Below are 21,773 nucleotides of genomic sequence, written 5' to 3'. Positions count from 1 at the left end.
CCGACAGCGTCCCTAGACTGATTCACCAGTTCGGCCTCCAACAGTTCAGGACAAGGCCGAGTCGTCACGAGGAGGTGCCCCGATGGCAGGTGTGGTGAAGGTGGTTCGTACCTGGCACCAGGTCCGACAGGCGGTGACGACGGCCCTTGCCCAACCCACTGAGGACCCTTTCGTTCGTCCGCTGCTCGTGGCACCCAGCACCGCCCATTCCCGCGCTCTGCTGCAATCCCTTGCCCGCCGCCATGGCATCGCCGCTGGCATCCAGTCGACCACGCCCCACGGTCTTCGAGCCCACCTCGAAGAACAGCTCCTCGAGATCGGGCGCGACGAGGATCCGTGGCGCCCTGGGCCGTTGGCGTTACGCATTGCGCGCATCATCGAGACTGATTCCCCAGGTTTCGAGATCGTCTCCGCTCATGTCGATGCCAGCCGCCGACAAGGCATTCCACGTGCATCATGGACGACAGCCCGACAAGCCGCAGAAGTTTTGACGGCGCTCGCCCGAGACTCCCACGAGGTGTTGCGGACCTGGGCACAAGGCCACGGGCCCGGACACGACGATGAACATGACGTCGACCTCGCTGGTGCCCCCTTGGACCCCGCCCGATCCTGGTGGGCCCAACTCTGGCGTGCCCTGCTCGCCGATTCCTGCTCCGTTGCCGATCCGGTGACCAGACACGAGATGTTGGTGGACGCACTGCGAGGCCAAGAAACCTCCTCCGGTGCACCTATCGTGTGGTTCTCATCGACGGCTCTGCCCCATCATGACGTCGAGTTGGCCGAAGCACTGGCAGCATCGCGCACCATCACGATCGTCCACCTCGACCACGCCATTGGACATGACGATCCGTGGCGCACCTTCGACCGCCTGCGCACCACGACGACCACGAGGTGGACCTCATCATCGCTTCCGGCGACGAGTGAAGCTCCGGGCGCTCCAAGCGACGAGTTAGCCCCCGTCGAGATCCACAACTGCCATGGGCCGGACCGTCAGGCAGAAGTCATCCGCGACGTCGTCTGCGCAGTTCTCGCCGACGACGAGACGGTTCAGCCTAGGGACGTCGTCATCGTCTGTTCGGGACGTCAGGATACCGCGCACCTGTTGTCCGCAAGCACCATGGCGGACAGTCACCCGGCCAACCAAATCCGGTTCACGACTCCCCCACCCCAGGATCGCGTCAATCCGGTGACCGAGGCCGTCACAACCGTCCTTGGTCTGGCGTCTTCTCGCGCGACTGGGCAAGACCTCCTCAATCTGTGCGCGATGCCGGCCGTGAGGGCACGTTTCGGATTCTCCGACGATGACCAGGAAACCATCGAACGGCTGGTAAGCCAGGCCGACATCCGATGGGGAATTGATCCAGCAGCTCGTGAGGATGCCGGGCTGGGACGCATCAGGCAGTCGACCTGGCTGGCCGGAATCGAGCGCATGGTTCTCGCCATCGCGATGTCGTCGGCTCCTCCTACCCACCTCGGTACCGTCACACCCATTACTGACGTCGGTTCCACCACGATCCCAGTGGTCGGGAAGCTGGCCGAACTGGTATCGCGATTGCGCAAGGCGTTTCTGGACACCGCGGCACCCGCGCCAATCACCGCGTGGTCGACTCGCATCAGCGACATCGTCGACAACCTCACCGCCGCGCCCAGCGATGCTCCGCGATCGGTCCTGGACACCCTCTCCCTTCTGACCGGTCTGGATGTAGCTGCCGAGAATCGACTGTTCGATCGCCAGGAGATCATTGATCTTCTGATCTGGTTGTCGCGCACGCATCACGGCCGTCACACATGGTTCGACGGTTCGCTTCACGTTTGTCGTCCCGGGGACCTTTCTCCCATTGATCATCAGGTCGTCATCATCGTTGACCCTGATCAAGACGTCCTTCGGGCCGACCAGCTTCAAGGGTTGCGCGATGACTGCCTTGACCCGACCGCGAGAGCACGCCAGGACCTACTTGACGTTGCCCTGTCGGCAAGGAGCCGCCTCATCGTCGTGCGACAGGCTCGAAACGCTGTGACCAACCTGCCCGTCCTGCCTGGCCCATTCACAACGACCCTCATGCAGTCATTGGAGGTGGGGTCCGTCACTGCCCGCTCCGTCGATCACGGTTTGCAGCCCTTCTCGCCTGATGAGTTCTGCGATGGAAACGGTGCATGGTGGCGCGGTTTCGATCACACCGCAGCCCACGCGGCACGATGCCAACCTGGTTCGCAGCGACGTCGTGAACGCGTTGTCCTACCACCGGTGACGGAGCTTCCCGAATCACGGATGTCGCCAACCGATCTCACCCTGGCGTTGTCTCACCCCGCTCGGACATTGCTCCGGGCACGGGCAGGTGCGCCAGCCAACGAGAGAAACACGGAGTTGCCAGTCGACCTCCCCCTTGCCCCGACATCGTTGGACAAGTACTGGATCCGTTCTCGGATACTCGCGGACCTCGAACATGGTTCGAACCCAGAAGATGCCATCAACGCCGAGCGTTTGCGCGGGTCAACTCCCCCAGGCCGCTTGGGGCAGCAAATCGTCAGTTCCTTGGCAGACGATGCGGTGCGTATTTCGCAGACGGCCAAGGAACTTCGTGGTGGCCACGATGAACGATTCATCGAAATCAACCTTGATCTCATTGACGGTGACAACCCGCCATTGACGTGGCCTGATGGTCTCATCGTTGATCCGATGCATGTGGTCTCACTGCGAGGCCGTGTCGGCGTGAGGAACAACCAGATCGTTCATGCTGTCGCGACGCGTGCGAATGCCAGGCCAATACTTGACCTGTGGGTTGACCTCCTCGCGGTCGCCATTGCCACTGACGAGGTCGGATGGTTCGGGACTCTGGTCTCGAGCGACGGGGTTCGAAGGATGGTGGCTCCGGACCCCGAACGCGCACGTGGGATTCTCACCGGTCTGGCACGTCTGGCATGGTGGAGCAACCAGCAGTTCATCCCCCTACCCGTCAAACTAGCCCATGCCCTGGTAGGCCTGTCTCCCATGGCTCGCAATGACTACCGCACCGGCGCCAGCCCACTGCAAGTGCAGTGGTCGCGGGAGCGTGATCCGAACTGGGCAGCATTCCTGGGCACTGACGTCACCGAGCTGATTACCCGCTGTCATGAACTCGGCACCACTCTTGAGGAGCTTTCCGGGTGGTTGTTCGACCCCATCATTCGGGCATCGCAAGGTACCGGATTCTCACCACCCTCGATGGCTCGATTCGCTCGTCCCGGGAGTATGGCATGACGACGAAGACCTCATTCAACATCGTTGATCCGCTACCTCAGGGAACGGTCCTGTTGGCTGCGAGCGCGGGAACCGGGAAAACCTGGACGATCTCGGCGGTGTGCGCCAAAGCGATCGCCACCGGAATGGTGAACATCGAAAGTCTCCTCCTGGTCACCTTCAACCGATCAGCAGCTCGGGAACTGCGTGGCCGCGTGTATGAACGCCTTGTCAGCACCGCATCCCTGCTCGCGGGGCGCCGGAAGCCTGCAGACGCCTGCGATGACTCCGTGATGAGCCTCGGCGCAGAAGGGCTGAAACGTGTAGAGGCGGCCCTCGACTCCTTCGACCGGGCCGTCATCACGACCACCCACGAGTTCGCCTCCCGAATGCTCGCCGAGTTGGGAGTCCTGTCAGACCACGACCCGTCGTCAGTCCTGATGGCCGACCTCACTCCAGTGGCCAACGAGGTGTCTGACGACTTTTATCTGGCTCGACATCTCGATGCTGACCGACCTCCGTCTGTCCGTGACAAGCGGGATCTGTCCAGGGATGTTGCCGTCAGGTATGGCGAGGTGCCGATCGCGACAGATATGGAAGCCATGTCGCCCGATGTTGGCTGGGCCGTGTCCGTGCGTGACGAGGTACGAAAGCGCTCACGAAAGCGAGCAATACATACCTTTGACGACCTCATCGGAGATCTTGTCGGAGCACTGCGAGATCCGGTACGTGGCCCGATGGCATGTGCGACGTTGGCACGGCGCTTCTCCCTGGTCATGGTTGATGAGTTCCAGGACACAGATCCTCTCCAGTGGGAGATCTTGCACCGGTCATTTCACGGACACAGCAACTTGTGGCTCATCGGAGATCCCAAACAGTCCATCTATGCGTTTCGCGGCGCCGACATCTACGCCTATCAGGACGCCGCGAATTCCGCTGAGCACGTCCTCCATCTCGACGTCAACTACCGGGCGGACAAGCCCATCGTCGAGGCGGTCAATACCCTTTTCGACAACGCACAGCTAGGACGCGGGATCGCCATGGAGCCGGTCACCGCCCGTCACCAGACGTCACGAATTGGCACTGACGCCTCGCAGACTCACCGGTACAGCTGGTCACAACCATTCCAAATCCGTTGTCTCGAAGCTCCTCTCGACGGGCAACTGGATGCCACGACCTCGGATCGCCTCGTCACCGAGGATCTCGTCAATCAAGTCATCATGATGCTGGAAGGCGGCACGATCATCCATGACGAGGATGAGCAGGACAAGCCACTTCGTCCCAACGACATCGCCATCCTCGTCAGGACGCGCAGGAGAGGTGCGGAGATCGCTGCTGCCTTGTCACGGGCCAATCAGCCCGCTGTCTTCTCCGGAGCATCACCGGTGTGGTCTTCCCAGGCCGCCGAGGATCTCGTCACTCTCCTGGAAGCTCTCGACAACACTGACGAGCGGCTGCGCACCCGGTTGTGCCTGTCTGACCTCATTGGTGCAACCCCTGGCGACCTCGCGGCATCGGATTCAAGGGTGCGTTCCGACCTCGCCATCGATGTGGCCCGTTGGGCGAGCGTGTGGCCCAGCACCGGAGCGTGGGGCACCGTCGAAGCGGCCCTCCACCGACCAGGGGTGTTGGATCGTCTAGTCAGCATGAGCGGGGGCGAGCGATACGTCACCGACCTCCGCCAGGTCGCTCAAAAGGCCCATGCCGCGGCTGTCGAGGCCAGATTGACGCCGACGGCAACTGCCGGATGGATACGCGATCAGCAACGACGAGCGGGGGACGATGACCCCCGTCGTCTCGACAGCGACCATCAGGCCGTCAACGTCATGACCATTCATGAGGCGAAGGGGTTGGGGTTCCCCGTCGTCCTGCTGCCAGACATCGCCAATGGATGGGCACCGAGAAAGAACATCAGTGGGCCGGTTGTCTGGCATGACGGGCAGCGCCGAGTCCTGAACATTTCCTCCCAGGGGACTGATCGCGCCAGGGCGATTGAGAGCCACGAGGAGGATGAGCGTGGCGAGAATCTGCGACTTCTCTACGTCGCTCTCACCCGAGCTCGATCAGCCGTTCGGCTGTGGTGGTCTCCATGCTCACGACGCAATCGATGGTCGGCCTTCCAACGCCTGGTCGAGATGGACCGTTCCACTGGTGAACTCGGCCTGGGTAGGGCCGGAACTGATCCGAGTATCCTTCCCTGGCTCAACTCAGGGCCAATCACGACAGCCATTGCACCCGCAAATCAGAAACAGCTCACTCGAGCATCGGACGCCGAGCAACAGAGCATTGCGGCTCCTCGTTCTCTGACACGACCCCTCGACCTCGACTTCGTCCGAACCTCGTATTCGGGATTGACTGCCGAACTTCATGGCTCCGTCCTCACTCCCCTGCCGACCACTTTGACTGACGAACCTGAGGACGACGAGTCCCCCGACACCACTGCACCAGGTCTCTGCGGACTCCCAGGCGGCACCTCCTTCGGCACACTGGTACACGCGGTCCTTGAATACGTCGACACCGGTTCTGCGGATTTGTTCAACGAGGTCCTTACGATCACCCGCAGAACTCTGCGCACCACGCCATTGCCGGATGTCCCTGCAACAGATCTTGCCAGCGGCTTGGAGCAGGTTCTGCGGACTGATCTTGGCGACCTGGCGCCGGGCATGTCCTTGGCGAGCTTCTCCCCCGACGACCGACTCGCGGAGATGAACTTCGAGTTGGCGATGTCCCAATCTGGTCTGGCAGCGACGATGGCCGATCTGGCAGCTCTGCTCAGGGATCCAGGCTTGGTGCCATCTGACGATCCGATCAATGGCTATGGGGACGCCCTGGCCCACATACCTAACAGTGACCAGACTCTGCGAGGGTTCCTCACCGGTTCGATTGATGCCGTCCTGAGACGTCCGGATGGACGCCACCTTGTGGTCGACTACAAGACGAATCGGGTTCCCGGCGCTCGGAAGCTACGGGCCGACATGTACGACACCGCCACCATGCGCGCCATGATGTTCAGCTCTCACTATCCCCTTCAGGGACTGTTGTATTCGGCTGCCCTGCATCGTTTCCTATCGTCGAGCCTTACCGGGTATGACCCTGCCCGTCATCTCGGTCCGATTGGGTATCTCTTCGTTCGAGGGATGGCCGGTCGCCCAGCTCCGGAGATGGGGATGCCGCAGGGAGTGTTCACCTGGCATCCAAAGCCGGAACTCATCGAGGCCATCAGCGAGTGTTTGGGAGGTCACCATGCCTGAACTTGTACCGGTCGGGGCCGGAAGCAGGTTGGAGCCCTTCGCCCGCGCCGGCGTTCTCGAACCAAGCGACATCCACCTCGCCAACCTGGTGTGCCGTATCGGCGAGGAGCACAACGCTGACGTCAGTTTGGCCATTGCGTTGTCGTGTCGTGAGCTGCGTCGAGGGTCGGTGTTCTGGGACCCCCACGAGATTGCCGAGTCCATCCGACGTCAGGTTCTCGACCCAGCCATCCCGGACATCAACGACAGTGAGCAGGCCGCGCTCTTTGACGACTTGGAATGGCCCGAACCGAGAGTATGGCTGTCTGCCCTTGCGGAGAGCCCCGTCATCGCGGGCCGTGGTGATCCACTCAACCAATTGCCGGCTCGCTTGGACGATGGCCTGCTCTACCTTGAGAAGTACTGGCAGGCTGAGCACGATGTCGCTCGCGATTTGGCCTCACTCGCCGCAGACCCGCCCAGCCAGGGACCCGTGCCCGCCGAGCAGATCGTATCAGAGGTCAGCGCTGCTCTTGCATCCTCCGGAATCACGTTGGACCAGGCTCAGGCCGAGGCTGCTGTTGCCGCCATCACCCACAGGATCAGTGTCCTTGCTGGTGGACCTGGAACAGGCAAGACGACGACAGTGTGCACCCTCCTGGCATCACTTCAGAAGGCGGATCCTCACCTCGGTGCCATCGCCCTCGCGGCCCCCAGCGGCAAAGCAGCGGCCCGACTTCGCGACTCGGTGTCAGAGGTATCAGAGCGCATGCCTGACGATCTCAGGCCCGTCGTCGCTGACGCCACGACTGTCCATTCCCTCTTGAAGTGGCAGGGACCAGGGACATCCTTCGGCTACGACGAGCAGCACCAGCTTCCCTTCGGAGTGGTCGTCGTCGACGAGGCGTCCATGCTCTCCCTCCCACTGGCGGCCAGCCTCCTCGCCGCCATTGGGACCGGGACTCGCCTCATCCTGGTGGGAGACCCGGGCCAGCTCGTCTCAGTGGACGCCGGAAGTGTTCTGGCAGACATTGTGTCGTCAGCCGGTACTCTCGATACACGTCTGCCTGTCACGATCCTCACTCGCAACCACCGGTCGCGAGGCGACATCGCGAATCTGTCGGAAGCCGTTCGTGAGGGCGCCAAGGAAGCCGCTTTGGAGGTGCTCACCAGGTCTCAGCCCGACCATGATGCGTCAACGCCGAGCTCCGTCCTGCCGAGCATTTCCTGGATCGACGCCGATCCCGCCAACATCACCATGGCTGACCTTCCAGCTGTCGCGGACGTCACCGCACGGACGGGATCGCAGATGCTCGAGCTGGCCCGGTCGGGCTCCGACGCCGCTGCCCTGAAACTCGTGGATGGCCATCGCTTGCTGTGCGCCCATCGGGAAGGACCATATGGCGTCGACGAGTGGTCGCAACGCATGGTTTCTGTCCTCGCCGATGTCCTTCCCGGAGTCGATCAGAGCCGATGGGCGCTCGGTGAAACTGCCATGGTCACACACAATCTCGCTCAGCTGGGCGTGAACAATGGCGACTGTGGGGTTGTCGTGGAGACGCGGCCTGTTCCGACAGTAGCTCTTCCCGGACCTGGCGGGGCCCCTCGGCGCCTGCCCTGTTCCCTCATCCCATCTCTGCAACCTCTGCAGGCGATGACGATCCACAAGGCCCAGGGCAGTCAGTTCACCAATGTCACGGTGATCTTGCCACCCCCGGATTCCCCGCTCCTCACCCGTGAGTTGTTCTACACGGCGATTACTCGTGCCCGTGAGCACCTCACGGTTGTCGGGATGAAGGAGTCCGTGGAGCGGGCCATTGATCGGACCAATGATCGTCGGTCTGGTATCCAGCGTCGGTGGGAGGAGACTCGCTCACTGTGACCAAAGCAGTTGCCGAAGAACTTGCGGTCGCTCACCTCAGCGGAGACGACAAGTCGAGTCCGCTCTCAGGTTCCGGAAGCCGATGTGCCAACCATGCATCAATGAGAGCTCTGGCAATCGACAAGGTCGGTGGCAGCTGCAACCGACCGGACTCAACCTGATCGGACACCTCGTCGCGGGTGAGGAAATCAGCCTCTGCCAGCTCGTCGTGGCCCACGTCGATCGTTCCGGCTGCTCGTGCGACGTAACCGAACATGAGTGACCGCGGGAAAGGCCATGACTGTGAGCCAACATACCGAGCAGCGGTGATACTCAGAGTCGTCTCCTCAGCAACTTCACGGACCAAGGCATGTTCCGCTGGCTCCCCAGCTTCGACGAACCCGGCCAGAAGGGACCGACGATGAGGAGCCCAGGAGTGTTGCCGAGCCAGCACAATGCGGTCCTCGGCGTCCAGTACCGCAGCGATGATCGCCGGGTCGGTACGCGGGAAGACCTGGTGACCATGGGCACAGATCCGAGCCGGGCCGCCGTTCGTGATGCGTGTCGGTTCCCCACACCGAGGGCAAGTCGGCTTGCTCTCGTGCCATGCGAGAGCTGCAACCGCTGACATCACCACTTCACGATCAGTCGGGTCAAGGTCCACTGTGCGCAAGCTGCAAGCTTCTGTACGCGGCTCACCGTTCCGCCGGGCGAACCACGGCACTCCACCGACGACGCCCAGGAACAGGTCGCGCTGGTCGTCCCGATCCCCCTCAGTTGGAACCGTCGCCACGCGTCCGTCGGACATCACGACCTTGTCGTGCGGATCGATCAGCAACAATCGGGCCATCGGATCCTTCCACCGAGCTCGATTCGCCTCGTCGTCGTCCCGGTCTGCATGGCACCGATCCAATATGGGTCGAGCCACGATGCGCGTCTCGCTGATCCCAGTCACGTTGTCACTGTAATCCCGGTCATCGCGAACGGGACGAGGGCCGGGACTTGCTGGACGACATATCGGATTCGTCCTCCACACCGTCCAAAATCGCAGCCACCTGATCAGCATCCAACAATGGTTCTGCGGTGATGGTCTCGTTGGCCCCGACATGATGGAAAACCGCTCGCACTCGAGACGGATCGATCCCTCGGGCCTGGGCCCATGCCAACCGATAGATGGACAACTGAAGCGGGTCAGCCGACCGTGGCCGCGAGGTTTTCCAGTCAATGACCAGTTCATCGCCGGGATGATCGGGATCGGCCACCACCGCGTCAAGACGCCCACGGACGACGGTGTTCCCAATCGTCATGACGAAAGACCTCTCCACCGCGAGGACTGTCGCGTCTGCCCACCGACTTTCCTCGAAAGCCTGGCGAAGGGTTCGCAGTGCGTGACCCCCGGCCGACTCTGCCACCGCACTACCCTCGAGTTCCAGGCTGTCCTTCTCAGATTCGTCGATCTCTTCGATGTCAAGGAGCGGGATCGGCTCGGTCGGGGCAAGGCGTTGGCTCACCCACTCGTGGAATGCCGTTCCAATACCGGCACCCCTGTCTGCAGGTCGGGGCATCGGACGCCGCAGTTCCTCCCGGAACGCCTGTGGATTGGCGTGGAGCCTCACCATCTGCGAGGTGGTCAGTCTCGGCGGAATGACCGCACAATCACTGTCATCGCGCCGACGTCGAGCATCATCCACCAAGGCCTGCGCGTCAGACCGCCACGATGCCACCCGATCAGCGTCCTTGGGATCATCAACAGCTGGGAGATCAGCACCATCAGGCATCCTGGTGCTGGTCCATGGGATGACGCTCTCATCGGCGAACACCGGCCATGGAGTCCCATCCTGGGTACTGGCCTCAGGTCGCTCGCCAAGCTCTGGCCACGTGACATCGAGCATGGTGGCAAGGAGATCTGCGTACTGGCCGGGTATGTAACAGCCTTGTCGTCGTGAGTCCCATTTGTGCCATGACACGATCAAGCGTTCTTTGGCTCTCGTCAGGGCGACATAGGCGAGCCTGGCCTCTGACCATCGTGAATCGTCCTTGAGAGCCGCGACGTATTCCTTGGCATCGGTCTCACTTCCGGAAACGGGGTGGTTGATCTCACTCGCATCTCCCCTGGCGAAGGATGGCAGGACAGCGGCCACGGTCACGAAATTATCCGGGCTCAGCTCCGATGGGAACACGCCTTGGGCCATGTCAGGAATGATCACGAACGGCCATTCCAGTCCCTTGGCCCCGTGGACGGTCGATATCGTCACGGCATCGCTGCGGTCTGCGGAGGCTCGGGCAAGGCCATGCCCATGGTCCTCCTCGGCTGCCAGCCATGCGACGATCCCCGCGATCGTCATGTCGGGGTCGCTCCGACGTATCTCTCGTACTGCGTCCCACAACTCGTCGAGCTGGTCACGACGGGCCAAGCCACGACCTGGGTCGTCGGCAGCCATGTCGTCCACGAGCCCGGTAATTGTTTCGATGTGCAGGATAAGGTCGTCGGGGCTGTCCCCCTGATGGACCTCGACCTCGACGATCTCCGCAGCGAGACGTTTGAGTGCAGATCGCACCCGTTCATCGCCTACCGGTCGACCTTCCATGACAGCGTCGACAAGATGGACGTCGACAGCCTTGGGATCCAGGCCGTCAGCCTCCGCCTGTGTCTTGGCCAAGGTCCGTGCCCGTCGGTGGACCCAAGCAAGATCGTCCGTTCCCAACCCGAATCGAGGGGCAGCGAGCAGGGTCGTCATGGCTGCATCGTCGTGACGATCGACAAGCAGACGAAGATGAGCCACCACCATGGCAACATCCGGCAGAGACAACAACCCGGAGAGGTTTGCCACTCTCACCGAGATGTCACGAGAGCTCAGCGCATCGTAGAGGTCGGCAATGTCGCCGTTGCGTCTGACCAGGATTGCGGCATCGGACCACCGTGTGATTGCCCCACGTTCTTTGGCCTCCACCAGCATGTCGGCACACGCACGGCACTCATCAACCCAGGTCGGATATGCGGCAACACCGACGTCCCCTCGACGGTTCCCCTCTGGAGCTGCGAGAGGCATCCCCACCGCGAGTTCCACGCGGTCCTCGGCCGCGCTGTCGTCGATAGATTCCATGGACGATGCCAGCGACTCCCGTAACTCCTCGGATGCCACGTTCGCGGCGTCAATGATCTGATTGGCACATCGTCGATTCGTGGCCAGGGACAACATGGTCGCAGGGCGACCCGTCTCATCCGGAAACCGCCGGTGGAAATCCAAGATGTTGCTCGCGGCCGCTCCACGCCATCCGTAAATGGCCTGCAACGGATCACCGACAGCCATCACCGGATGACCCATCCCGTGATCAGCATCCGGGCCCGAGAAGAGGGCGGCCAACAGATCAGCCTGCGCCGACGATGTGTCCTGATACTCGTCGAGAAGAACGACACGGTATCGGGCCCTCAATTCCTGCCCGACCCTTGGATGATGTGCGACGAGGTGCAGGGCCTGCAGCATGCGATCGCCGAACTCGACGAATCCGCGCTGCCGCTTGAGATCCCGGTAAGCCTTGACCAGATCGAGTAGGTCCTCACGTTCGTCCACCGTGAGAAGGTTCTTCTTCACACTGGCGTACTGCTCCCCATCGCGTCGTGTCGGTGCATCGACAAGCATCTGGCGCCAACGAGCATCCGCAGCTCGCACCGTATCCTCACTCGCATCGTGTGAGGACATCGCTCCGGCCAGTGACACCACCGCTCGCGCAATCGACGTCGGCGTCAGATGGGTGCCCACCAATGGTGGCCTGTCCAGCTCTGACACAACCTCCGTGGCCAACTGATACGCCCTCGCTCCTGTGATGAGATGAGCACCCGTGTCTATCCCATCCCACGCCCCGTAGTCGGTTACCAGAGTTCCGACAAAGCTGTCGTACGTCGCCACTGTGGGCCTGGGCTGTTCCGGGGTCAGTAAGCCTGCACTGGTGAGGTTCTTCTCGATCCGCTCCGACAATTCGGATGTGGCCTTGTTGGTGAACGTCAAGCCCAGGATTTCCTCCGGCCTGACCAGCCCACCGGCGACAAGCCAGACCACCCGGGCCGCCATCACTGTCGTCTTACCCGTGCCTGCTCCAGCAATGACGACGCACGGTTTGAGCGGTGCCGTGACGGCCCTCTGCTGTTCAGCTGAGATGGGGATCCCCAGCAGAGATGCAATGTCGACGTCATCGTTCCGAATCTCGTCAGTCGACTCCGTCATGAGGCCCTCCCGTGCTGTCGAGGTACTGCAGTTGAGGAGTCCTTCGGGACCAAGGCCGGGCATCCAGCCCTCGCCGGGCAATGACCGCAACCCTTGTTCGCAATCGCGGTGTACTCACCGGACTTCACGATCTTGACGGCCTTGTCAACGCTCGCCTCGATCCAGTTCTGGCAACCATCAACTGGCTCCGTGCCCTTGGGCCAGGGAACATCCGAAAGCCCACTCTGGCGGTCGATCTTCGCATTTGCCTGTCCCTTACCCGCCCCGATCCGAAGATGCACCAATTCCGCGCCACTCACCGACGCCTTCCCAAGACTCGCGACTCCACCGGCAGCGACGACGGCTTGGTAGACACCGATCTGTAGGTGATGGGAGTTCCTCGTTTCAGGAGACTTGCTTGTCCCAGTTTTGAGATCCACCACATAACAGGCGCCTTCTGCGTCTCGTTCGAGCCGGTCTATGCTTCCACGTACTCGAGCCACACCGGACGGAACCTTGATCGTGCCATCGACACGCACCTCAGCACCGATGAGATCTCGATCACGCGAAGCCAACCACCCGTCAAAACGCTTTAGCGCAGCTTTTGCATCGTCGAGCTCGGCCTCTTGCTGCCACTCCGCGGTCAATTCGATGTCGGACCACGACTCCTCCAACTCAGCCAGTGCTCCGGACAGGGACCATTGATCCATGTTCTCCGCACAGATCCGGTGGACAAGGGTACCGATACTTGCCCTGAGGGCGGCACCGTTGCTGGCTCCGGCACGACGAGTCATGAACCACCGTCTCGGGCAGGTGAGCAATTCCCCAATGTGTGAGGCGCCCAACTCGATCTCACCGGTGACATCAGCCTGACGAGGGGCACCGTCACGCCACCAGGTTTGCGGGTCAGCCTGTGGCACGAGAGGCCGTCCGTGGTGCTCTTCACCACGCAAATCATCCAGAAGCTCCTGGGCTTGGACCCGTACCCCGGGTGACTCGGTCTCGTCCGCGACAACTCGACGCAGTTCACCAACGAGCTCGGTAAGGCTGGCGAAGTTCAGGGCATTCGCGCTGTCCTCGAGGTGTGGAATCCCCGTCAACACCCCGGACGGGCGAATGCCCTCATCCGGAGACTCGACTGAGCACAAGAGCAATTGATCTCTCGCGCGCGAACATGCCACAAGCAACAGCCTGGTCTCGGCACGAAGGTTTTCCGACCATCCAGGAACCATCACGGGACCGTCCGGAGACCATCTGTCTGCAGCGACCAGGGAACCAGTGTGGTTGTCGGCAGGCCAGTTGCCTTCTTCCAGTCCGCAGACCGCCACCACGCTGAATTCTCTTCCCTTGACACGATGAGCAGTGACGACGGTGACCCCATCGCGATCTTCATCAGATTCACGAGCGCGGTCTGCTGGAATCTGCTCCCGACTGACCATGTCGATGAGGCGACGTCCTCCCGACACACCAGCCATGGTGCGGGCTACCTCGGCCATGTCGAAGAGAGAACACAGCCCGTCGAGATCACGATCAGCTGATGCATCCCCGGCCAAGGCGCGACGACGCAGGGCGGACGCCCATGAGCTGCCCTGCCACAAGGCCCACAACGCCTCATGACACGTGCCACCGAGGCGCAAAAGGCTTGCCGAGAGGTGAACTCGCCGGACCAAGGCGGCAAGCGGTTCGGCCAGAACTCGTAGTCCTGGAGGCACTGTGGTCACATCGCTGTCATCGTGAGCTCCATCACTGACGGCGTCGTCGGCCATTTCTGTCCTCGTCACAGAGCTGCTCGCATCCGCGGCCAGCTCCTGCAACACCTCCCAATTCAGCTCCTCCCGGCGAACGAGTCGGCACCAGGTTTCGAGGCGATGAACGACAGTGAGATCGATTCCTGCCAATGGGTTCGTGATCAGGGCCGACACTTCTCGCCGGCCCGGTTGGGTTCCTGTTGCGAGATGGACCGCCACCTCAAGAGCATTGAGGATCTGAGTGACGGCGTGGACGTCGGACAACGCATGCTCATCCCGCGAGCGCAAGACCGGTATGCCCTGAGAGGCAAGGATCGTCGCGATCACTCCCAGCTCAGCGCCATGACGGGTCACCACCGCCATCTCACTCCAAGGGACGCCATCGGCCACGTGAGCATGGCGAAGACTTCCAGCGACCTTTCTCACCAGGCGAGTGGTGCTGCCAGCTCGAACGGTGGCTACCGTTCCCGCGTCTGTGGCCGCGGCGTTGTTTGCCCGCCGTCTCAAACGGCTGGACGACGGTATCGCTGGCATTCCTGCACGCAACGACTCAACGACGTCGGCAACATGCGCATGATTACGGTAATTGATCGTCAGGTGGTGAATCGACACGTCCGGGAACTCATCGATCAGATCGTCAAGGCGTTCCGCGGCTGCTCCTCGAAAACCGTAGACGGTCTGGTCCGGATCGGCGGTCAGCACACAAGGAACATGGCATTGCGCAATCTGGGCAATGAGGCGAATCTGGGACGGATCGCACTCGGTCAGATCGTCGCACACCAGCAGCTTGACCCGTGACCTCACGTCGATGGCTGCACCTGGACGGGTCAAGGCGATCCGAGCACGATGCACCGCCTCGGCGTAATCCACTGCCCCCTCCAGATCAAGAACGTCCAGATAATCCGTCAGGAATGGTCCCAAAACCTGCCATTCCGGCACGCCCCAGATCATCCCCGCAGCAGTGAGGTCCTGCGGGTCGCATCCTTCTTGACGAAGTCGCGCCGCCATGACACGCACGTCAGACGCGAATTGAGGGGTCTGTGCGCATGCCTGCAGCTCCTCGGGCCAGTCCGTCATGTCACGAGCCGCAAGAAGCTCTCTGATACGAAACTCCTGTTCAGGAGCGGTCAACAGCCGTCCCGAGAAATGTCGAGATCCAAGGATGCGCCGGGCCAACGCGTGAACCGTCATGACATGAGGGTCCAGATGAGCGCCTCCGAGTCGTCGTACGAGGCCATTGCGCAATGTCTGGGCAGCCGGTCTTGTCTGGCCGAGCAGCAGGATGTCGGACAGGGAGCCGCCAGCTTCGACGTACTGCGCGGCCACCTCAAGACACAGACCCGTCCGTCCGGTGCCCGGCCCTCCCATGACGAGGACCGTGCCGGCGTCATCATTGAGCACCCGCACCTGAGCGTCATCCCATCCATGCATGGCACACATCCCACCACCGACCTGCGACAGCATTGCCGTCCGACTGGGTCTTTTCCACAGAACAACGACGTCAGCAGTCATTTCCTGGTCTCATCGGCCCACCATGTGAAAGGGTGGAAGAGCTGTCTCATCCCCATGGGACGCGTCCGCATGTTCGTAGTTGGTCATGAACCTCGACGGTAGACATGGGTCTACCGCGATCGCCACACCACGTCGAGCGCTGCACCCGGATTCAGCCGGAGCCCTGCGGAGAACAATTACCCAGTCTGAGGACCTTCATGAATGAATCGGACCAGTCATCGGCCGAAATCGTGACGCCCGATACCTCCGCCATCTCGCGAGTGGACCTCACCGAGCGAGCCGCAGCTCGTGGAGATGTTGCCTGCGCCTCACACATCGGACTACGTCATGAAACGAACCAGGACGCGGCAGCCCTCGGCATCGACAGTTCTGGGCGTCATATCGTCCTTGTCGTCGCTGATGGTGTCTCGTCGACCGATGGTGCAGAGGAATGCGCCAGAATCGCATCTCACACCGCGCGCGATTACCTGACGGCGACAATGGACCAGGGGATGCCAGCCAACGACGATGACATCGTCACCCTCTTCGAGCGAGCATTCCGAAAGGCGCACGAGGCTGTGGTGAGCGAATCGCGTCCTATTGGTGCGTGCACTCTTGCCGTCGCCGTTGCGACACAAGAACGCATTGTCGTGGGCAATATCGGTGACACCCGAACCTACTGGTTCCCTGATGACGGTAACTGTGTCCGGCTGTCCATCGATGATTCCATGGCCCAGGCACAAATGGATCTGGGAATGTCTCGGGAAGAGGCAGAGGCGGGGATCGGCGCCCATGCCATCACGAAGTGGCTCGGCGCCTCCGCCACCGACCTCGCTCCCCGCGTCATGGCCTATCAGCCACAGCATTCCGGATGGCTCCTGGTGTGCAGTGACGGATTGTGGAATCACGTTCCCGATCCGGACGACTTGACCACGCTCGTCACTGATCTCGCGGGCACGGCGCGAAAAAATGACCAGGGTCGTCCCGACCCAGCAGATCTCGCGGCCGGACTCATTGCGCACGCCAACGCGTGCGGCGGTCATGACAACATCACTGTGGCGCTGTGGCGTCGGGACGCTTGATCCAACGGTAGATTTGTCGTCATGGAGATCAAGATCGGCATCGTCAACACCGCAACCGAAGTCAGCATCGACGCTCAGGAAAGCGCTGAATCCATTGAGCAGCAGCTCAAGGACAGCCTCAGCCAGCCCGACGCCGTCCTCACCCTGACGGATGCCAAGGGCCGCAAGGTTCTCGTTCCCGCCCGTGGGATCGCCTACCTCGACCTGGGGCAGCCCAACAGCCGTCAGGTCGGGTTTGGGGCTCTCTGAACTCGGTCACGGTTGAAAGTCATGGCAGCTTCGGGTCATTCCGGAAGCTGCCATTGTCATCTACCACTCGAGGCCACTCGCCGTTTCGTCAATCACGGTTCGAGGCCGAGATCGATCATGCGTTCGTCATGGGCGTTCAACACACCAGCCATCACCTCATTGATGAGGTCGAGATCATCGAACTCTCCCCCACCAGCTTTCGTCAGGGCCGCGGTCAGCGCCTGATGACGGGCAAAGAGCCGTTGGGCCACCGACAGCACCTCTCCCACGAGACGTCGTGCGAACAGGGATTCTGCCGATTTGTCACGTTGCCCGGCGATGATGTGACGCATCGCGGCATCCCATCTCACGCGGCTCCCCGTACCGCGACCGAGCCACGGGCCGAAAGAGCCGCAGGCCGGACGAAGTTCGGGTGCGAGATTCGGCTCGACCCGGTCCAGGAAATCGGCGATGAGATCAACGACGATGTGGTCGCGCAGCAACACCTGGGACCAAGACTGGGAGGGCACGTACTCCTCCACGGACCCGATGAGGGGTTCCGTCTCTGCCAGAACCGTGCGATGCGTCAGATGGGTTCTGGCTTCGGCCAAGATCTGCTGAATCTCAGCACTGCGATCAACGATGAGGAACCGTTCGGACAGGCCGGGAGCCAGGACCATGCCGGACACCGTTGCGGAGAATCCATGCAAGGCACAGGACGCTGCGACGGACCAGAAGATCGTCACAACCGAGGAGTCGTTGGGGTTCGTGTCGTCAATGCTCACGCCAACAGGTTAGAGGGTCGACGACACTGGAGGTAGGATGGTCAATGGTGTGTCGACCGCGTCACCTCGCAGGTCCACACCGCACGTGACATCGTCGCAGAACAGAGTTTCGCGCGACGACATCACGGGGAACGACTACGAAGAATGACACAGGGCCTTGACGGGCCCACGCACGAAGAGGCCAAGACACTGACCGAGACCACTGTTTCCATTTCCACCTCTTTCGCCGATCTCGGCGTCCGAGAAGACATCTGCCAGGCGCTGGAGGGGGTGGGGATCGTCTCTCCCTTCCCCATCCAGGCCATGTCCATCCCGATTTCCATTCAGGGCACCGATCTCATAGGCCAGGCCCGCACGGGCACCGGCAAGACGCTCGCCTTCGGCATCACCGTCCTGCAGCGCATCACCCTGCCCGGAGATGACGACTGGGAGGAGTTCGAACACACGGGCAGGCCCCAGGCACTGGTGATGTGCCCGACCCGGGAGCTCGCCCTACAGGTGTCTAAGGACATCTCGACCGCCGCCTCGGTGCGCGGCGCGCGAGTCCTCACCGTCTATGGCGGCGTCGGCTACGAACCACAGATCGACGCTCTGAAGGCCGGGGTCGACGTCGTCGTCGGCACCCCCGGACGTCTTCTGGACCTCTCCCAGCGCAAGGACCTCGACCTGTCCCACGTGCGCATCGTCGTTCTCGACGAAGCTGACGAGATGCTTGACCTGGGCTTCCTGCCCGACGTCGAGAACCTCATCGGGCGCACCCCGACCTCTCGCCAGACCATGCTCTTCTCGGCCACCATGCCGGCACCGATCATGGCTCTGGCCCGTTCCCAGCTGAACCGTCCGGTACACGTGCGTGCCGAGGGCGCCGACGCCCAGGCCACCGTTCCGGACACCCAGCAGTTCGTCTACCAGGCTCATCCGATGGACAAGATCGAGGTCATCGGGCGCATCCTGCAGTCCCACGATGTCGAGAAGGTCATCATCTTCTGCCGTACCAAGCGCACCTGCCAGCGTCTGGCCGACGACCTCGACGACCGTGGCTTTATGGCTCGGGCCATCCATGGCGACCTGACCCAGGTCGCTCGCGAAAAGGCCCTCAAGAAGTTCCGCAACGGCGACGCCACCATCCTCGTCGCCACTGACGTCGCTGCACGTGGCATTGACGTCACCGGGGTCTCCCACGTCATCAACCACGAGTGCCCCGAGGACGAGAAGACCTACGTCCACCGTATTGGCCGTACCGGACGTGCCGGTGCCAAGGGCGTGGCCGTCACCCTCGTTGACTGGGCTGACGTCACTCGCTGGAACCTCATCAACAAGGCACTGGACCTCGAGATCCCCGAGCCCATCGAGACCTACTCGACCTCCCCACATCTCTACACCGACCTCGACATCCCGGAAGGCACCAAGGGTGCATTGCCCGGCACCGAGAAGCGTGAGCGTCATCACCACAAGCGTGACGACAAGCACGACGGCCATCACAGACATGGTGATCGCAGTGGGGGCCGTCGTTCCCGCGAGGATTCCAAGGACGATGGCACGCCGCGCCGCAAGCGCACCCGTCGCCGCAACGGCAAGGTGATCCGCGGTGGTGACGAGGTCGGCAGCGCGCACGGCAGGCATGAGGCCAAGGAACACAAGAAGGCTCCCGAGAAGGACGCTGCTTCCGCCAAGGAGCAGGCACCCAGGAAGAAGGCCAGCACGAAGACCGTTGGCGATAAGGGGACTGGCGCTGTCCCGCGCCGCCGCAGGGCACGTCGGTCCCTTGTGAGTTCGGACTGAACACAGAACGAGGCACGGACATCATGTCCGTGCCTCGCTTCATATCACCAGATTCAGTAGACCATCCTCATGGCTGTCCGCACCTCAGCGAGAGTCTGGTCGGCGACGGCGTTGGCACGCTCATTTCCTTCCCGGAGCACCTCGCGCAAGTGGCCCTCGTCAGCAGCGAGTTCAGCACGACGCTCACGAATCGGGGCGAAGTAGTCGTTGAGAGAGGCGGTGAGACGCTTCTTGAGGGTACCCGAGCCACCGTCACCGATCTCCTCGGCAATGGCAGCGGGATCACCGTTCTCGCACAAGGCTGTGAGCAGCAACAGGTTCGAGACCTCGGGACGGTTCTCCGGATCCCACGTGATGTGGCGCTCGGCGTCCGTCTTGGCCTTCTTGATGAGCTTGGCGGTCTGGTCGGCGGTCATGCCGATCTCGATGGTGTTGCCCTTCGACTTGCTCATCTTCGTGCCATCGAGACCCAACACATGCGGGGTGGCGGAAAGCAGCGCCTCCGGCTCGGGGAAGACCGGCTTGGAGGCATCGGCTCGCCCGTACCTCTCGTCGAAGCGACGAGCGATGACGCGGGTCTGCTCGATGTGTGGCAGTTGGTCACGGCCGACCGGGACGAGGTTGGCCTTGCAGAAGAGGATGTCGGCAGCCTGGTGCACCGGGAAGGTGAGCATGAGACCCGACATCGGGCGGTCCGAGGTGGCCAGCTCGTCCTTGACAGTCGGGTTACGACGCAGCTCCGCGTCGGTCACTAGCGACAGGAAGGGCAGCAGCAGCTGGTTGAGGGCAGGCAGGGCCGAGTGGGTGAAGATCGTGGTACGGACCGGGTCGACACCGATGGCAAGGTAATCGGCGATGTTCGACATGACATTGGCCTGCAACTCGCCGACGCCGTCACGGTCATAGATGACCTGGTAATCAGCGATGACGAGGAAGGACTCGATTCCCTTGTCCTGCAGACGCACCCGATTGGCCAGGGAGCCGAAGTAGTGACCGATGTGGAGACTTCCGGTGGGACGATCCCCGGTGAGAATCCGCCATTTCTCGGGATGGACGGCCAGATCGGTCTCAACCTTGTCACTGCGGGCCTGCGAGCGCGCCAAGGTGGCAGCGTTCGATCCGATTTCGGAGACGTCGCTAGTCATCGAAAATCCTTCCTCGCCGCCCACCTCGGCGACGAGGCGACGCCGCCGGGCAGGGCGGCCGTCACATCGTCAGTGCCGCACGCAGCGACGCCACCACGAGGTGGCATTCGCAGGTGCAGTCGTCATGTCGGTCACTGTAGCAGTCTCACCGGACGCGAAGAACTCCACCACGCAGCTGGATCCTCGTCACGAGCTCTCGGTAGGCGGTCTCACGGGTGAGATTGCATCCCAGCTCGTGGTCCTTCTTGCCCGAGCCGTGGTAATCGCTCGCTCCGGTCCGGACCAACCCGAGCCGTCCTCCCAGATCAAAGAGCATTCGGCGGGCTGCCTGGTCGTGGTCCTGGTGTTCCACCTCGATTCCGTCGAGCTGGTGATAGGCGGACAACGACGCGATCACCTGCGGGGTGAGGACCTGCTGGGCTCCCCTGCCCCACGGATGTGCTAGGACGGCGACGCCGCCGGCGTCGTGGATGAGGTCGATGCCCTCTTCCAACGCCACGCTGTGCCGTGGAACATAGGCGGGCTTGCCGTCAGCGAGCCAGTCTCGGAAAGCCTCGTCACGGTCTTCGACGTAGCCCTTAGCCACCATCGCGTCCGCTACATGGGGCCGACCCAGGCTCGAGGCCGAACCGGCAGCTCGATGGACGTCCGCCGTCGTCACCGACATTCCGACCTCGGCGAGTTTCTGACAGATGGCGTCCAGACGCCCAACTCGCGAATCCCGCGTGATCTGCAGCTCCCTGCCCAGAGCTGGATCGTCAGGATGCGGCCCGTACCCGAGAAGGTGAACGTCACGACCACCAATGTGGCACGTCATCTCGAGGCCAGGAAGCAGCCGGACGCCGAACCGTTGTCCGGCTGCCTGAGCCTCCTCCAGCCCATCGAAGGTGTCATGATCAGTCAGGGCGATGACGTCCAGACCGCTCGTGGCAGCTTTCATCACGAGGCGGGTCGGGGAATCCGTCCCATCCGAGATCGTGGAATGGGTGTGGAGATCAATTC

11 protein-coding genes and 2 pseudogenes are annotated in these 21,773 nt (G+C 62.1%); 6 read left to right on the top strand and 7 right to left on the bottom strand.

Annotation, left to right across the window (positions count from 1 at the left end):
• Positions 1 to 82 precede the first annotated feature (82 nt).
• From ACP8LP_RS05565 to recD, 3 genes are read left to right on the top strand one after another with little or no spacing between them, the layout of a single operon-like run.
• Positions 83 to 3,238, top strand: coding sequence for an exodeoxyribonuclease V subunit gamma (locus ACP8LP_RS05565; protein WP_484483330.1), 3,156 nt, complete (start codon positions 83 to 85; stop codon positions 3,236 to 3,238).
• Entirely contained in the window at positions 3,235 to 6,468 is a 3,234-nt protein-coding gene (locus tag ACP8LP_RS05560; protein WP_484483329.1) for a UvrD-helicase domain-containing protein, read from the top strand. Before ACP8LP_RS05565 ends, ACP8LP_RS05560 begins: the two co-directional genes overlap by 4 nt.
• Positions 6,461 to 8,329, top strand: a complete 1,869-nt coding sequence (gene recD, locus ACP8LP_RS05555) for an exodeoxyribonuclease V subunit alpha (protein WP_016667768.1) — start codon at positions 6,461 to 6,463, stop codon at positions 8,327 to 8,329. The genes ACP8LP_RS05560 and recD overlap by 8 nt, the downstream gene beginning before the upstream one ends.
• 31 nt (positions 8,330 to 8,360) lie before the next feature.
• Here the strand turns inward: recD and nudC are convergent, their stop codons facing one another.
• The 4 genes and pseudogenes from nudC to ACP8LP_RS05535 all read right to left on the bottom strand — a co-directional run.
• A complete protein-coding gene (nudC, locus tag ACP8LP_RS05550) occupies positions 8,361 to 9,149 on the bottom strand; it encodes an NAD(+) diphosphatase (RefSeq protein ID WP_290126807.1) in 789 nt (262 codons plus the stop codon).
• Between the two features lie 133 nt (positions 9,150 to 9,282).
• Positions 9,283 to 12,531: an ATP-dependent helicase gene (locus ACP8LP_RS05545; RefSeq protein ID WP_063279662.1), complete on the bottom strand. Its 3,249-nt coding sequence runs from the start codon at positions 12,529 to 12,531 to the stop codon at positions 9,283 to 9,285.
• Positions 12,528 to 14,231, bottom strand: a pseudogene (locus ACP8LP_RS05540) (RecB family exonuclease); the annotation flags it as partial. The pseudogene ACP8LP_RS05540 and the gene ACP8LP_RS05545, both read right to left, overlap by 4 nt.
• 72 nt (positions 14,232 to 14,303) lie before the next feature.
• A pseudogene (locus ACP8LP_RS05535) lies at positions 14,304 to 15,698 on the bottom strand (UvrD-helicase domain-containing protein); the annotation flags it as partial.
• Between the two features lie 269 nt (positions 15,699 to 15,967).
• On the opposite strand from ACP8LP_RS05535, the gene ACP8LP_RS05530 reads away from it, so the two are divergent.
• Both ACP8LP_RS05530 and ACP8LP_RS05525 read left to right on the top strand, forming a co-directional pair.
• Entirely contained in the window at positions 15,968 to 16,831 is an 864-nt protein-coding gene (locus ACP8LP_RS05530; protein ID WP_016667772.1) for a PP2C family protein-serine/threonine phosphatase, read from the top strand.
• Positions 16,832 to 16,852: 21 nt separating this feature from the next.
• Positions 16,853 to 17,080, top strand: a complete 228-nt coding sequence (locus ACP8LP_RS05525) for a DUF3107 domain-containing protein (protein WP_016667773.1) — start codon at positions 16,853 to 16,855, stop codon at positions 17,078 to 17,080.
• Positions 17,081 to 17,172: 92 nt separating this feature from the next.
• Here ACP8LP_RS05525 and ACP8LP_RS05520 read toward each other — a convergent pair whose 3' ends face one another.
• Positions 17,173 to 17,739, bottom strand: a complete 567-nt coding sequence (locus tag ACP8LP_RS05520) for a hypothetical protein (RefSeq protein ID WP_187117081.1) — start codon at positions 17,737 to 17,739, stop codon at positions 17,173 to 17,175.
• 249 nt (positions 17,740 to 17,988) lie between these two features.
• Here ACP8LP_RS05520 and ACP8LP_RS05515 point away from each other — a divergent pair, with 249 nt between their 5' ends.
• Complete coding sequence (locus tag ACP8LP_RS05515; RefSeq protein ID WP_063279663.1) at positions 17,989 to 19,626, top strand: DEAD/DEAH box helicase; 1,638 nt, start codon at positions 17,989 to 17,991, stop codon at positions 19,624 to 19,626.
• 53 nt (positions 19,627 to 19,679) lie between these two features.
• Here ACP8LP_RS05515 and trpS read toward each other — a convergent pair whose 3' ends face one another.
• Positions 19,680 to 20,771 carry a tryptophan--tRNA ligase gene (gene trpS / locus ACP8LP_RS05510; RefSeq protein WP_016667776.1) on the bottom strand — a complete coding sequence of 364 codons (1,092 nt, stop codon included), beginning with the start codon at positions 20,769 to 20,771 and terminating at the stop codon, positions 19,680 to 19,682.
• A 145-nt stretch (positions 20,772 to 20,916) separates the two neighbouring features.
• Positions 20,917 to 21,714, bottom strand: a complete 798-nt coding sequence (locus tag ACP8LP_RS05505; RefSeq protein WP_036976622.1) for a PHP domain-containing protein — start codon at positions 21,712 to 21,714, stop codon at positions 20,917 to 20,919.
• Positions 21,715 to 21,773: the final 59 nt, after the last annotated feature.

The sequence above is a fragment of the Cutibacterium sp. LaCa_89 genome, from assembly GCF_058177555.1.
Note: the sequence above shows the minus strand (reverse complement) of the source record. Positions and strands in the feature narration are given on the sequence as shown.

Excerpts from the sequence above, each read along its gene's own strand:
- ACP8LP_RS05565 (WP_484483330.1), top strand. The coding sequence starts at position 83 with ATGGCAGGTGTGGTGAAGGTGGTTCGTACCTGGCACCAGGTCCGACAG.
- ACP8LP_RS05560 (WP_484483329.1), top strand. The coding sequence starts at position 3,235 with ATGACGACGAAGACCTCATTCAACATCGTTGATCCGCTACCTCAGGGA.
- recD (WP_016667768.1), top strand. The coding sequence starts at position 6,461 with ATGCCTGAACTTGTACCGGTCGGGGCCGGAAGCAGGTTGGAGCCCTTC.
- ACP8LP_RS05545 (WP_063279662.1), bottom strand. The coding sequence starts at position 12,531 with ATGACGGAGTCGACTGACGAGATTCGGAACGATGACGTCGACATTGCA.
- ACP8LP_RS05530 (WP_016667772.1), top strand. The coding sequence starts at position 15,968 with ATGAATGAATCGGACCAGTCATCGGCCGAAATCGTGACGCCCGATACC.
- ACP8LP_RS05525 (WP_016667773.1), top strand. The coding sequence starts at position 16,853 with ATGGAGATCAAGATCGGCATCGTCAACACCGCAACCGAAGTCAGCATC.
- ACP8LP_RS05520 (WP_187117081.1), bottom strand. The coding sequence starts at position 17,739 with ATGGTCCTGGCTCCCGGCCTGTCCGAACGGTTCCTCATCGTTGATCGC.
- ACP8LP_RS05515 (WP_063279663.1), top strand. The coding sequence starts at position 17,989 with ATGACACAGGGCCTTGACGGGCCCACGCACGAAGAGGCCAAGACACTG.
- trpS (WP_016667776.1), bottom strand. The coding sequence starts at position 20,771 with ATGACTAGCGACGTCTCCGAAATCGGATCGAACGCTGCCACCTTGGCG.